This is a genomic window from Nocardia sp. KT25-26, assembly GCF_056627695.1.
Map to the genome: position 1 here is coordinate 2,552,653 of NZ_CM152813.1, position 14,505 is coordinate 2,567,157.

General features: G+C 72.0%; 8 protein-coding genes. 7 read left to right on the forward strand and 1 reads right to left on the reverse strand.

The genetic code is table 11. The features are described 5' to 3' along the window. Positions 1 to 149 precede the first annotated feature (149 nt). The 4 genes from recC (at position 150) to AC1HFH_RS11605 (ending at position 9,602) form a co-directional block, all read left to right on the forward strand. Positions 150 to 3,452 (forward strand): exodeoxyribonuclease V subunit gamma, encoded by a 3,303-nt coding sequence (gene recC, locus AC1HFH_RS11590; protein WP_480247442.1) that lies wholly within the window; start codon positions 150 to 152, stop codon positions 3,450 to 3,452. Continuing rightward, complete coding sequence (locus AC1HFH_RS11595; protein ID WP_480247443.1) at positions 3,449 to 6,784, forward strand: UvrD-helicase domain-containing protein; 3,336 nt, start codon at positions 3,449 to 3,451, stop codon at positions 6,782 to 6,784. Before recC ends, AC1HFH_RS11595 begins: the two co-directional genes overlap by 4 nt. Continuing rightward, positions 6,781 to 8,676, forward strand: coding sequence for an exodeoxyribonuclease V subunit alpha (gene recD, locus AC1HFH_RS11600; protein ID WP_480247444.1), 1,896 nt, complete (start codon positions 6,781 to 6,783; stop codon positions 8,674 to 8,676). Before AC1HFH_RS11595 ends, recD begins: the two co-directional genes overlap by 4 nt. Positions 8,677 to 8,777: 101 nt before the next feature. Then, positions 8,778 to 9,602 carry an Rv0361 family membrane protein gene (locus AC1HFH_RS11605; protein WP_480247445.1) on the forward strand — a complete coding sequence of 275 codons (825 nt, stop codon included), beginning with the start codon at positions 8,778 to 8,780 and terminating at the stop codon, positions 9,600 to 9,602. A 43-nt stretch (positions 9,603 to 9,645) separates the two neighbouring features. On the opposite strand, the gene AC1HFH_RS11610 is transcribed toward AC1HFH_RS11605, so the two are convergent. Further along, a complete protein-coding gene (locus AC1HFH_RS11610; RefSeq protein WP_480247446.1) occupies positions 9,646 to 10,326 on the reverse strand; it encodes a TetR/AcrR family transcriptional regulator in 681 nt (226 codons plus the stop codon). Positions 10,327 to 10,503: 177 nt separating this feature from the next. Here AC1HFH_RS11610 and AC1HFH_RS11615 point away from each other — a divergent pair, with 177 nt between their 5' ends. From AC1HFH_RS11615 to AC1HFH_RS11625, 3 genes are all read left to right on the forward strand, one after another. Next, complete coding sequence (locus tag AC1HFH_RS11615; RefSeq protein ID WP_480247447.1) at positions 10,504 to 12,078, forward strand: succinic semialdehyde dehydrogenase; 1,575 nt, start codon at positions 10,504 to 10,506, stop codon at positions 12,076 to 12,078. Between the two features lie 31 nt (positions 12,079 to 12,109). Further along, positions 12,110 to 12,937, forward strand: a complete 828-nt coding sequence (locus AC1HFH_RS11620) for an SDR family NAD(P)-dependent oxidoreductase (RefSeq protein ID WP_480247448.1) — start codon at positions 12,110 to 12,112, stop codon at positions 12,935 to 12,937. 289 nt (positions 12,938 to 13,226) lie between these two features. Beyond that, positions 13,227 to 13,979, forward strand: a complete 753-nt coding sequence (locus AC1HFH_RS11625) for a L,D-transpeptidase (RefSeq protein ID WP_480247449.1) — start codon at positions 13,227 to 13,229, stop codon at positions 13,977 to 13,979. Positions 13,980 to 14,505: the final 526 nt, after the last annotated feature.

Below are 14,505 nucleotides of genomic sequence, written 5' to 3' on the forward strand. Positions count from 1 at the left end.
CGGCCAGTGCACTGTGGCATATCGCGCCCCGCGCCGCCAGGTGACCGGGCCGGGTATCCCGTTCCGGTGTGGCGTATTTCACTCCCGGCGGCTGCGGCGGTGGTGGGGCGGTCCGGTAGCCGGTCGGTCGCCGGGCGTATAAACGACGGATGCCCCTGCACCTCCATCGGGCCGAACGCGCCGAAGTGCTCGCCGATTCCCTGGCGGCCCTGCTGCGCACCCCGGGGCCGGACCCGTTCGTTCCGGAGGTGGTGGCCGTTCCGGCGAAGGGGGTGGAACGCTGGCTCGCGCAGCGGCTCGCGGGCCCGCTCGGCGCCGGTGCTGCCGGTGCCGACGGAGTTGCCGCAAATATCGCCTTCCCGATCCCGTCCGCACTGGTCGCCGAGGTGCTCACGGCCGCAGGCCCGATCCCGGCCGATACCGATCCGTGGGCGCCGGAGCGTCTCGTCTGGACGGTGCTCCAGGTCATCGACGACACCGCGGGCCGGCCCTGGCGCACCGTTCTGGACCGGCATCTGGGCGTGTCCGATGCGGCGGGCGACCGAGCGGGACGCCGGTACGCCACGGCCGCACAGCTCACCGCACTGTTCGAGGGATACGGCACACAGCGGCCCGCCATGCTCACGCAGTGGGCCGCGGGCGAGGACACCGACGGCGCCGGTGCGCCGGTACCGGACGACCTGCGCTGGCAGCCCGAGTTGTGGCGGGCGGTGCGGGCCGCCGCCGGGGTACCCGCTCCCGCCGAACGGCTCGGTGCGACCTGCGCGCGGCTCCGGGCCGAACCGGGGTGCGTCGATCTACCGCCGCGGGTCTCCCTGTTCGGGATCGACCGGCTGCCCGCCGACCACGCGGCGGTCCTGGCCGCCCTGGCCGCGCACCGCGACGTGCACATCTGGTTACCGCACCCGGGCCCGCACCTGTGGGACACGGTGGGTTCGGCCCCGCCCGCGGCCCGCGGTCGAGACGCCACGCAGACCACTGTGGGCCATCCCCTCACCGCCGCCCTGGGCCGGGACATCGTGGAGCTGCAGCAGCGGCTGCAGCCGCTGCTCGACACCGATACCCACCATCGGGCGCCGGAGCCGTCCGGACCCGGGTCGCTGCTGACGCATCTGCAAGCCGGCATCCGTGCCGACCGGGCGCCCGCGCCGGTGCCCGGGCTGATGCCGGACGGCACGGTCCGGATCCACGCCTGCCACGGCCCGACCCGGCAGGTCGAGGTGCTACGGGAACTACTGGTCGGTCTGTTCGCGGACGACCCGGACCTGCAACCCCGGGATGTGCTGATCATGTGCCCGGACACCGAGACCTTCGCACCGCTCGTCCGTGCCGCCTTCGGCCCCGTGACCGCCGAAGACCAGCCGCTCGCCGGCACCGAGCACCCCGGCCGCCGACTCCGGGTCCGCCCCGCCGACCGCGGGCGGACCGTGACCAATCCGCTGCTCGGCGTGATCGCGACCCTGCTGGAGCTGGCCGACGGCCGGGTGACGGTGACCGAAGTACTGGACCTGGCGGCCGCCGAGACCGTCCGCCGCCGGTGCGGATTCGACGACGACGATATCGAGCGGCTCCGGGAATGGGCCGCCGAAGCCGGTGCCCGGTGGGGGATCGGGCAGCGGCAGCGGCAGGCGTTCGGGCTCGCCGATTTCGCGCAGAACACGCTCAACAGTGCGGTGGACCGGATCCTGCTGGGCGTGGCGGCCGGCGAATCCGGCGACGACTGGCTGGATCTGGCCCTGCCACTGGACGATGTGGATTCCGGTGACATCGATCTGGCCGGCCGGTTCGCCGAGTACATCGACCGGCTCGCGGTCTGCCTGCGCGATCTGCGCGGTCCGCACCCGGCCCGGCACTGGGCGACCGTGCTGGCCCGCGCCCTCGACCTGCTCACGGAGGTCCCGGCCGCCGACGAATGGCAGCGCACCGAGGTGCGCCGGGAAGTCGTGGCGGCCACCGAGCACGGCGGGGACCTGCCGTTGCAGCTCACCGATATCGCTGCACTGCTGGACCGGCGGCTCGCGGCCCGTTCGGCCCGGGCCAACTACCGCACCGGCGAACTCACCGTGTGCACCCTGGCGCCGCTGCGGTCGGTACCGCATCGGGTGGTGGTGTTGCTGGGGATCGACGACGACGTGTTCCCCCGGCCGGCGCCCGCCCGCGGCGACGATCTGACCGCCCGCACACCGTTACCGGGCGAACGGGATCCACGCAGCGCCGACCGTGGCCTGCTGCTCGATGCGATCCTGGCGGCGCGGCAGCGGCTGCTGATCCTGCACACCGGCGCGGACCCGGTCACCGGTGCCCGGCGGCCACCGGCCGTCCCGGTCGCCGAACTGCGCGACGCCCTGTGCGGATATCTGGACGGCCCGGGTGACGAACTGGTGATCCACCATCCGCTGCAGCCGTTCGATCCGCGCAATTTCGCCCCGGACGGGCTGCGCAGTTTCGATACCGTCGCGCTCGCCGGAGCCCGGGCCGCCGCCGGTGCCGCCGCGCCGCGGCCGGTGTTCCTGCCCGGCCCGCTGCCCACCGTGCCGCCTGCCGATCTCGCCCTGGCCGACCTGATCGCCTTTGCCGAACACCCGGTCCGCGCCTTCCTGTGGCAGCGGCTCGGCATCCGGATCCCCGAGACCGAGGAGGACCTGGCCGATCGGCTGCCCATCGAACTGGACGGCCTGGCCAAATGGGATCTGGGCGAGCGGATGCTCACCGCCCGGCTCACCGGCGCCGACCCGGCCTCGTTGCGGGCAGCCGAATGGCGCCGGGGCACGCTGCCGCCGTTCGGTTTCGGTGCCGCGGCCCTCGACGAGGTGGAGCGCACCGTGGACACCCTGGTCCGGGCGGCGCAGTCGGAATACCTCGTACCGGCCCGGGCGGTGGACATCACCGTGGATCTGGGCGGTGGCCGGCGACTGACCGGCACGGTGCCCGAGGTCCGCGGCGATACCGCGGTACGCGCCACCTACTCCCGGCTCGCCCCGAAACATCGGATGGCGGCGTGGGTTTCGCTGCTGGCCCTGGCCGCCGACCAGGATCGGCCGTGGCGGTCCGTCACGATCGGCCGGGCTCGCTTCGGCGGCCGGGTCCGGCGCAGCGACCTCACCGCACCGGATGCCGGGCAGGCCCGCGAACTGCTCCGCGATCTGGCGCGCCTCCGGGACGAAGGGCTGCAGGAACCACTGCCGGTGACCACCGATGCCGGGCTCGCCTACGCCGAGCACCGGGCGCGGGGCACTGTCGAGGCAGCGACCGAGGCCGCCGAATCGGCGTTCTGGGACGGATACGAGGGCCGCGACCGGTACCTGCGCCACGTCTGGGGGCCGAACCTGCAGCTCCGGCAGCTCCTCGAGATTCCCGCGCCGCCCGGGCAGATCGAACACAGCCGCTTCGGGGCACTGGCCCGGCGGCTGTGGACTCCGTTGCTGGCCGCCGAAGAACAGGGACAGCCGTGAAACCGACCGCAATACTGGACGCCCCCGCCGCCTTCGATCCGGCCGGACCGCTGCCGACCGGGACCACGGTGCTCGAGGCCAGCGCGGGTACCGGGAAGACCCATGCGATCGTCGGGCTGGCGGTGCGCTACCTGGCCGAGGACCGGGTGGGCATCCGGGACCTGCTGCTGGTGACCTTCAGCCGGGCGGCAACCCAGGAACTGCGCGAACGCACCCGGGAACGCCTGGTCCGGGTCGCCGCGGCGCTGGCCGATCCGGCGGCGGCCGCGACCGACCCCGACGATGTGGTCCGGTTGCTGTCCGGCGCCGATGCGGCGGTGCACCGGCGCCGGCTGCTGTCCGCGCTGGCCGAATTCGATGCCGGCACCATCGCCACAACCCACGGATTCTGCCAGCGGATGCTCGACGAACTCGGGTTGGCCGGTGATCTCGATCCGCGGGCCCGGGTGACCGAATCGGTGGCGGACCTGGTGGCCACCGTGGTGGACGATCTGTACCTGTACCGGTACTCCCGCTCCGGTGCCCCGTTCTCGCTGCGGACCGCGCACACACTGGGACTCGCCGCGGTGGGTGACCGGCGGTCCCGCCTCGTCCCGGCCGAGGCGGGACCGGACGGTGAGCGCGCCGCCTTCGCGGCGGCGGTCCGCACCGAGACCGAGCGCCGCAAACGCCGTGCCGGACTACGCGATTTCGACGACCTGCCGGCGCTGCTGCACGAGATCCTCGCCGATCCGGAGCACGGACCCGCGGCCTGCGCCCGGATCCGGGACCGCTACCGGGTGGCGCTGGTGGACGAGTTCCAGGACACCGACCCGGTGCAATGGGACATCCTGCGCCGCGCTTTCCACGGCACCGCCACCATGGTCCTGGTCGGTGATCCGAAACAAGCGATCTATGCCTTCCGCGGTGCCGAGGTGCTGAGCTACCTGGACGCGGTCGGGCAGGCCGACCGGCGCCGGGAGCTGACCCGGAACCGGCGCAGCGATGCGGGCCTGCTGCACGCGCTGCACCACCTGCAGGGCGGTGCCGAACTGGGGCATCGGGACATCCGCGTGTACCCGGTGGAACCGGTGCACCCCGGTCCCGGGGTGAGCGGTGACCCGGAACGATCCGCGCCGCTGCGGATCCGCGTGCTGCCCGCCGCGGGGGCCCGCCGGTACAACCCGCGTGGCCTGCCGTCGCCCGGGGCACAGCGGGACCGGGTGGCGGCCGATCTGGCCGCCGATATCGTCGGCCTGCTCGGCTCGTCGGCCACCCTGCCCGGGACCGGCGGCGCGGCCGGCCGATCGGTCGGGCCCGGTGACATCGCGGTGCTGGTACGCACCCGGACCCAGCTCGACGTGGTCCGCCGGGCACTGGAACGAGCCGGGGTCGCCGTGGTGCTGGCCGGCGGCACCAATGTCTTCGCCACCACGGCCGCCGCCGATTGGCTGCACCTGTTGCGGGCTCTGGAACAGCCGCACCGGAGCGACCGGGTACGGCTGGCGGCCGGGACCGCCCTGCTCGGTTTCGGTGCCGCCGAGCTGGATGCGGGCGGCCCCGACCTGGTCGGGAGGCTGTCCACCGAATTGCGGGAGGCCGCCCGCCTGTTCGCCCGGGCCGGGTTCGCGGCGGTCTTCGATCGCCTCGCCGCGGAGTACCGTCCTGCCCCCCGGCTGCTGGGCCTGGCCGACGGGGAACGCGTGCTGACCGACCTGCGGCACATCGCCCAGCTCCTGGACCGGGTGGCGCGCACCGAGGGGCTCGGGCTCACCGCACTCACCCGCTGGCTCGGTGACCGGATCCGGGATCCGGAGTCCGGTGCGGTCCGCGATCGCAACTGCCGGCTCGATCGCGATGCGGCCGCGGTGCAGCTGGCCACCGTGCACGCCAGCAAGGGGCTGGAATTCCCGATCGTGTACCTGCCGTTCGCCTGGGACAGTGCCCGGAACCCGAAACCCGCCACCCTGCTCTACCACGACGAAGCCGGTGCGCGAGTCCTCGACGTCGGTGGCCCGGACGCGCCCGGCTACCGCGACCGGCGGCGTCGCAGCGACACCGAGACCGCCGGTGAGGAACTGCGACTGCTCTACGTCGCCCTGACCCGCGCCCGCTGCCGGGTGGTGGCCTGGTGGGCGCCGTCGACGAGCACCGCGGCGGCGCCGCTGCACCGGATGATGCTGGGCCGCGACCCGGGCGGGGCGACGGTGCCACCGCATGCGCCGGTGCCCGAGGACGCGGCCGCCCTGGCCCGGCTCACGGCCTGGGCCGCACCGGCATCCGATGTGGTCGCGGTGGAACCGGTCGAACCGGGTGCCACCGGCACGGTTCGCCGGGAGCGGGTGCCGGCTCCGGCCGTGGCTCTCGCGGCCGCGACCTTCGACCGCGAGATCGACCACAGCTGGCGGCGCACCTCCTATTCGGCGCTCACCGCCACCGCGCACGACGCCGCCGGCCACACACCGGACGCCGAGCCGCCGGACGACGTGGCCGCCCGCGACGAGCCCACGGAACCTGCGCCCGCCACCGAATCCGGCGCGGCGCCCGGCGCGGCGCCCTCGCTGATGAACGAGCTGCCCTACGGTGCCGAATTCGGCACGCTGGTGCACGCCGTGCTCGAACAGGTCGACACGGAGGCACCCGATCTCGCGGCAGAGGTGCGGGCCCGGTGCACCGCCGCGCTCGAGGAACACCCGGTGGCCGCGGATCCCGAACAGCTGGCTGCGGCCCTGCTCGCGGTGCTGCGCACGCCGGCCGGGTTCGGCACCCCGGCACAGATCGCCACCCGGGACCGGCTCTGCGAGCTCGAGTTCGAACTGCCCCTCGCCGGTGGTGACCGGCCGGGTGCGGTGGCCGCGAGCCTGCACCGGATCGCGGACCTGCTGCGCCGGCACCTGACCGGCGACCCCGAACTCGTCGGGTACCCGGACCGGTTGGCTGCCCTGCCCGACACCGTGCTGCGCGGTTATCTCACCGGCAGTATCGACGCGGTGCTGCGCGTACCGGGCGCCGGGGACGAGCCGCAGTACGTCATCGTCGACTACAAGACCAACCGGCTCGGCATCGGCGAGCTGACGGTGGCCGACTACGGTCGCGAGGCCATGGCCGCCGAGATGATCCGGTCCCACTATCTGCTCCAGGCGTTGCTGTACTCGGTGGCCCTGCACCGGTATCTGCGCTGGCGGCTGCCGGGCTACGACCCGCACCGGCATCTCGGCGGGACGAGCTATCTGTTCGTGCGCGGCATGATCGGACCGGACACTCCGGCCGGACACGGTGTATTCGATTGGCGGCCGCCGGCCGCGCTGGTCACCGAACTGTCCGATCTGCTGGCGGGGGAGGGAATCCGGTGACATCGATCCAGGTCGCACAGCGTGGTACCGGCTTGTTGCGCTCGTTCAACGAGGCCGGGGTGCTCTCCGCCGCGGACGTGCATGTGGCGCTGCGGATCGGCCGGCTCGGCGGCGAATCCGGGGACATGGTGCTGTTCGCCGCCGCGCTGGCGGTCCGGGCGGTCCGGTCCGGTTCGGTGTGCCTGGAACTGGACCGGATGTCGGAGATCGGGGTCGATGTCGACGAGACCTGGGACACCGGGACGGCAACCGACCCCGCCACGCTGCCCTGGCCGGATCCGGAGGCCGTGTGCACCGAACTGGAACGCAGCCCGTTGGTCCGGGGCAGCGCGGCCGGACCGCTGCGGCCGCTGCGGCTGGTGCCGGCGGCAGGGGGCCTCGGGCCGTTGCTCTACCTGGACCGGTACTACCGGCAGGAACAGACCATCCGGCAGGTGCTGACCGAACGGGGCGGCGGACATCCGGTCGTCGACGCCGAGCGGATCGGTGCCGAGCTGGATCGGTTGTTCGGCCCGGCCGGCCCGGAGCCGGACCGGCAGCGCCTGGCCGCGGCACTGGCCGCGACCCACTGGACGACGGTGGTCGCCGGCGGGCCGGGCACCGGTAAGACCCATACCATCGCCCGGATCCTGGCCCTGCTCACCGCGGATCGGCGGGCCACCCCGAAACTGCCCGCGCTGCGCATCGCGCTGGCCGCGCCGACCGGTAAAGCCGCCGCCCGCCTGCAGGAAGCGGTGCGGGAACAAGCCGGTGAGCTGGCGTTGCCCGAGCTGACCGCGGCCACCCTGCACCGGCTGCTCGGCTGGCAGCGCGGCCGCGGCACCCGGTTCCGCTACCACGAGCACAACCGGCTGCCCTACGACGTGGTGGTGGTCGACGAGACGTCGATGGTGTCGTTGACGATGATGAGCCGGCTGCTGGCCGCGCTGCGCCCGGACACCCGGCTGGTGCTGGTCGGCGATCCCGACCAGCTGGCCTCCGTGGACGCGGGTGCCGTACTCGCCGATCTGGTCGCGGCGCCGATGGCCGCGCACCCGAACCCGGTGTTGCCGCGGCTGACCGGGGTGGCGGCGGAACCGGAACCGGCGTCGGCGGCGAGTGCCGGCGAACAGTTGTCGGGGCCGGAGCGGGCGCGGCTGCGCGGCGGCATCATCCGACTCACCCGGGGCCGGCGATTCGGCGGCCGGATCGCCGAGCTGGCCGTGGCGGTCCGGGGCGGCGATGCCGAGACCGCCATCGACCTGCTGCGGGCCGGCGATTCCGCACTGTCACTGTGCGATCCCGACGACGTCTCCGGGGTGCGTGACGATGTCGTGCACGCGGCACAGGCGGTCTCGACGGCGGCCGCGGACGGTGCGGCCGCCGCGGCCCTGACCGCGCTCGAATCGCACCGGTTGCTCTGTGCGCACCGGCAGGGCCCCTACGGCGTGGAACGCTGGGACCGGATGGCGGCCGACTGGGCGGCCGCGGCCGGTGCCGGGCCGGAACCCGGTGCCGGGCCCTGGTATCCGGGGCAGCCATTGCTCGTCACCGCCAACGATCACGAAGCCCGGATCTACAACGGCGACACCGGGGTGATCGTGCGTGGGCCGGACGGCACGTTGCGGGCGGCGCTGCAGCGCGGCAGCGAACCGTACCTGGTGCACCCGACCCAGTTTCCCGCGGTGGTGACCGTGTTCGCGATGACCGTCCACCGCAGCCAGGGCAGCCAGTACGGCACCGTGTCGATCGTGCTGCCCGACCCCGAGTCCTCCCTGCTCACCCGGGAGTTGCTGTACACCGCCATCACCCGGGCCCGCACCCGGGTGCGCATCATCGGCAGCGAGGAGTCGATCCGCGCCGCCGTGGGCCGCCGGGTGCTGCGCGCCAGTGGCCTGTCCCGGCGCGCATAGCGGCGTGCTCCGTGGGCCCGCCGGCGCGACCGGCGGCACCGTCGGCGGCCCGGCCGGGTAGCGTGTCGTCCGACAGAGGTGGGGACAACGACAGGATTGTGATGACATATCCGCCCGGCTCCGGGCCGTACGGGCAGCCGCAGTATCCGAATCAGCCACCGGGGGAGCAGCCACAACCTGGCTACGGATCCGTACCCCAGCACCCGCAACCGGGTTTCGGCCCCGCCGGTGCGCCGGCACCGCAGCCGGGTTTCGCCCCGGGCGGGCCGCCACCGCAGCCGGGGCACGCCTCGTCGCCAGGGCAGCCGCAGCCCGGATTCCCGCCGGCCGGCGCAGGCGGCCCCGGATTCGGTCCGGCCGGCGGCCCGCCGCCACCCGGATACCCGCCGCAGCCCGGCTACGGTGTACCGGGCGGGCCGCCGCCGGGTACTCCGCAGCAACCGTACTACGGTGCGCCGCCCCCGCCGAAGAAGAGCCGGACGGGGCTCATCGTCGGCATGATCGCGATCGTCGTCCTGGTGATCGGGGCCGGTGTCACGGCGGTGGTGCTGACCCAGCAGGGTTCCGGTCCGCTCGCGAGCGACGAAGACCGGATCGAGGCGGCGGCCCGGGACTTCTACGCGATCATGGATGCCGACGGGATCGCCGCGGCGGTCCCGTCGGCATGCCGCACCATGCGCACCGACTGGGACGAGATGGACGACCTGACCCGGGGCATGATGGAGGACGCGGACTGGCAGATCACCGTCGACTCGGTGACCGATATCGAGATCACCGGCGACAACGCCACTGCCAAGCTCACCGGCTCGTTCGGTGCCACCGCCGCCACCGGTGAGGAGATGGACCCGGACTCCGAGTCCACCGAGTACTTCGTGAAGGAAGACGGCGACTGGAAGATCTGCACCGACCCGGAACTCGACGAATAGGTCGCCGGGGAGTCACCCCGTCCGGCATCGTCGCCGGGCGGGGTCAGCTGTCCGGGAAGATGCCCGGCAGCTCCATCGCGTACGCGAGGTCGTCGCGGGTACCGAGGGTGACCAGCAGGATCCGGATCATCGTCAGCCGCGCCTCGGTGACCAGGGCCGGTTCCGGCGTGCGCTCCGGATCCGCCGCGGTGACCCGGTACACCGCGTACTCGCAGACGTGCAGTGCCGCATCCAGATCGAGCGCATTCGGCACCCGGCGGCCCAATTCGGCGAACGTGGTGCGGACCAGCGCCCGGATATCGTCCAGGGCCCGTTCCCGGTAGGCCGACACCGGGGAAGCGGGATCGTGCAGTTCGGCGAACAGCGGACCCAGCATGGCGCCGTGCCCGCGGGCCCAATCGATATAGGCGTCGATCAGCCGGATCCCGAGCTGGACCGGCTCCTCGGTGCCCGCCAGTGCGCTGCCGATCGCGCCGACCAGGCGGTCGTTCGATTCGGTGAGCAGGGCGTGCAGCGGTTCGCCGGCATTGCCGAAGTAGCGGTAGAAGGTCGGCCTGGCCAGACCGGCCTCCTCGATGATCTGCGCGACGCTGAGGCCGCGGGAACCGGTGCGGGCGAAGACCCGGGCGGTGGCCGCGACAATCCGGGCGCGGACCTCGTCGGCCTGTTCCCGGGTCTGGGGTGGGCGGCCGCGGCGCACCGCGGTGGTTTCCCTCGACGACATCGGCACCTCCTCACATCGGCACGACCTCGTCGGCGAGGTCCGCGCCGCCGGCGGAAAGCTTGACACACCACCGGGCGCAACCATTAATCTAACACTAGTGTTCAGCAAATAGCCGAACCCGTGCGAGGGCTTGCTGCCTCTGCGTGCCGTGCATCCAGTCCACAGAGAGGGCCGACAATGACGACCGCCCGTGACCTGACCGCCGAACCCACCGCCCTGCCCAGCTCCCTGGTGCAGCCGCTGTTCGACCGCGCTGTGGCCGGCGGGGCCGAATCGGTCGCGGTGTTCGCCCCGGCCACCGGCCACAAGATCGGTGACCTGCCGCAGTCCTCGCTCGACGACATCGACCGGGCCTTCGCTGTCGCCCGGCATGCGCAGCGCGACTGGGCCGCCACCCCGATGGCGGAACGGGTGGCCATCCTGCGCCGGTTCCACGACATCGTTCTCGCCGAGCAGGACACCATCCTCGACATCGTGCAGACCGAGACCGGCAAATCCCGGCCGCATGCCTTCGACGAGGTGGCCGACGTGGCGCTCAACGCGCGTTACTACGCCGCGGTCGCGCCGAAACTGCTCGCCGACCGCAAGGCGCGCGGCGTGCTGCCGGTGCTGACGTCGGTGGAGGTGCACAACCGCCCCAAGGGTGTCGTCGCGGTGATCTCGCCGTGGAACTACCCCCTCGCGCTCGCCGCCTCCGATGCGTTGCCCGCACTGATCGCCGGCAATGCCGTGATCGCCCGGCCGGACAACCAGACCGCACTGACCGCACTGTGGGCGATCGACGCCGCCGAACGCGCCGGCCTGCCGCGCGGAGTGTGGCAGGCGGTGCTCGGCCGCGGCCGCGAGATCGGCGGTGACGTCATCGCCCGGGCCGACTACGTCGACTACACCGGTTCCAGCGCCACCGGGCGCACCATCGCCCGGCAGGCCGGTGAGCGGCTGATCGGCTACTCCCTGGAACTGGGTGGCAAGAATCCACTGCTGGTTCTCGACGACGCCGACGTCACCAAGGCGGCCAAGGGCGCGGTGCGCGCCTGCTTCGCCTCCGGCGGCCAGCTGTGCGAGTCGATGGAACGGATCTACGTCGACGAGAAGATCTACGACCGGTTCGTCGCCGAATTCGTCGGCAATGTCAAGAACATGTCGCTCGGCGGTGAACTGGACTACAGCCGGGACATGGGTTCGCTGACCTTCCCCCGGCAGCTGGACGCGGTGCGCGCACACGTCGACGACGCCGTGGCCAAGGGGGCGAAGGTACTGGCCGGTGGCCGGGCCCGGCCGGACCTGGGACCGTACTTCTACGAGCCCACTGTGCTGACCGAGGTCCGGCCCGGTATGTCGGTCTACCGTGAGGAAACCTTCGGCCCGGTGGTCTCGGTGTACAAGGTCAGCGGTGACGAGGATGCGATCGAACAGGCCAACGACACCGAATACGGCCTCAATGCGAGCGTGTGGACCGGGGACCAGGCCCGCGGTCGTGCCGTTGCGGCCCGGATCAACGCCGGATCGGTCAATGTCAACGAGGGCTACAGTGCCGCCTGGGGCAGCACCGACGCCCCGTCCGGTGGCCTGGGGATCTCGGGCCAGGGCCGCCGGCACGGTCCCGAGGGGCTGTTGAAGTACGTCGACACCCAGACCGTCGCGGTTCAGCGGGTGCTGCCGATCGCCCCGCTGCCCGGGATGTCCGAGCAGATGTGGGCCAAGACCATGACACTGGTGCTGGGCGCGATGAAAACGTTGCGTCAGAAGTAGAAGTCCGAACAAGAGCAGGGATTGGTACGGAATGAAACTGGAAACGGTCGCGGGTAAGCGGGTGCTCGTCACCGGCGCCGCGATGGGCCTGGGCAAGCTGTTCGCCGAGCGTGCGGTGCGGGAGGGTGCCGACGCCGTCGTGCTGTGGGACGTCAACGAACTGGCCCTGCGGGAGACCGCGGCGGAGCTGGGCGCCCTGGGCGGCAAGGTGTACCCGTACGTCGTCGACGTCTCCGCGCCGGACAAGATCAGCGATGCCGCTGCCGCGGTCCGCAAGGACGTCGGCGGGATCGACATCCTGGTCAACAATGCGGGCATCGTGCGCGGCAACAGCTACTTCTGGGAAACCGAGAACCGCGGCGACATCGACAAGACGATGGCGATCAACTCCCTCGCCCCGATGTACGTCACCCTCGAGTTCCTGCCGGCCATGGTGGCCGGCGCTGCCGAGGCCCGGGTCCTGAACATCGCCTCCTCGGCCGGTCTGGTGTCCAATCCGCGGATGAGCGTGTACGCGGCCTCCAAGTGGGCTGCGCTGGGCTGGTCGGACTCGGTGCGCATCGAGCTGGAACAGGCCGGTCACGAGCACGTCAAGATCACCACCGTGTGCCCGACCTACATCGACACCGGCATGTTCGACGGGGCGAAGGGTTTCCTGTTCACGCCGATCCTGAAGCAGGACGAGGTCGTCGAGACCTCCTGGAAGGAAATGAAGAACGGCGGTCCACTCGTGGTGCTGCCGTGGACCTCGCGGCTCAACAAGGCCCTCTCCGGCCTGCTCCCGATCAAGGTCCGGGACCTGTTCCTGAACACGGTCGGCGTCTACCACTCGATGGACGATTTCATCGGCCGCAAGTAGCCCGGCTGCGGAATCTCCGGTCGGCCGTTCGGGCGGCGACCGGGGATTCTCGGTATCCAGGGGGTCCCGGAACGCACCGGGAGTGCGGTCCGGCGGCGGCTGTCACTGCCCGGGGCATGCCTCGGCGGGGGTGGGCCGGAAAGGCCGTGCGTCCGGGATGTCCGTGTCGGAGATGCAAGCCGACACTCGGGAATTCGCGAAGGCCGTTATCGCTTCGATAGGTGGAGATGATCATGAAGTCCTAGAATGAGGATTCGCCTGTCATCCACTCTCGAGGGGGTGCCGCCTCATGAGAAGCGCACTTCGTTACCTCTTCCTCGCGACCCTGGTCGCGGCGCTCGCCGCGGTCGGATCCGGGGTAGCCGCGGCGGCCTCGATCGTCCGCGGGCCCGCGATTTCGGTGGCGGCCGTCGCGCCGGCACCCGGGGAACTGGTCGGCATCGCCGCACCGGTCACCTTCACCTTCACCGCACCGGTCACCGACCGTGTCGCAGCGGAGAACGCCGTGGCGATCCGTGCCGGCGAACGGCTGGCCGGTACCTTCGCCTGGCTCGACGACCGGACCCTGCGCTGGCAGCCGGTCGAGACGCTGCCGACCGATTCGGTCGTCTCGGTGGGCTTCGCGAACCAGCGCACCGAATTCCGCACCAACTCCGGTGTCTACGCCGAGGCCAATCTGTCCGCACACACATTCACCGTGAGCATGGGCGGCCAGGTGGTGCGGACGATGCCGGCCTCCATGGGCAAACCGGGCTGGGAGACTCCCGCCGGAACCTTCCCGGTGCTGGAGAAGGCGCGGTACATGGTCTTCGATTCGCGAACCATCGGCGTTCCGCTCGACTCGCCCGAGGGTTACCTCATCGACGGCGAATACGCGGTCCGGCTCACCTGGGGCGGAGTGTTCGTCCACTCGGCGCCGTGGTCGGTGCAGTACCAGGGCAATTCCAACGTGAGCCACGGGTGCATCAACCTGGCGCCGGGTGATGCCGCGTGGTACTTCAACAACGTCGGCTACGGCGACCAGGTCTACATCCACTGGTGAGTATCCACGGCTGCGGCCGGTAAACCTGTTTCCTCCTCGTGGCATTCGCCGTTCGGTGAGCCAGGGCAGTAAGGTTCAGCGCAGAGCCGAAACGACCCTGGGCACGGACCCGACGGTGCGGGCCTGATGAAGGTGGGGAGATGGAGCGACCGGACGTGCAGTACGGCAGGCGAGCGCACCCTCCGGCGGTGCGCCCGCCGGTCCGCAATGCCGTCCGTCCCCGCCCGCCGATCGACCACTCGGCACCGGACTCCGGCTACACCACACCCGCCGGCATCCCGATCCTCCCGGCCCCGGCCCCGGCCGCCGAACCCGCCCGGCCCGCCTCCGCCGCACCGCCGCCGCACGTCTCCGCCTGGTTCGAGCCCCCCGCGCCGAGCTACCCGAGGAGCGACGATATCGCTCAGTTCGACCCCGAGCGGCCCCCCAGGGGCCGCGACTCGAGCAGCGGAGCTGCTCGATCCAACACGGAGCGGCCCCGCCTCGATTTTGGACTGACGGAGCGAGGGAGCGAAGCGACTGAGCG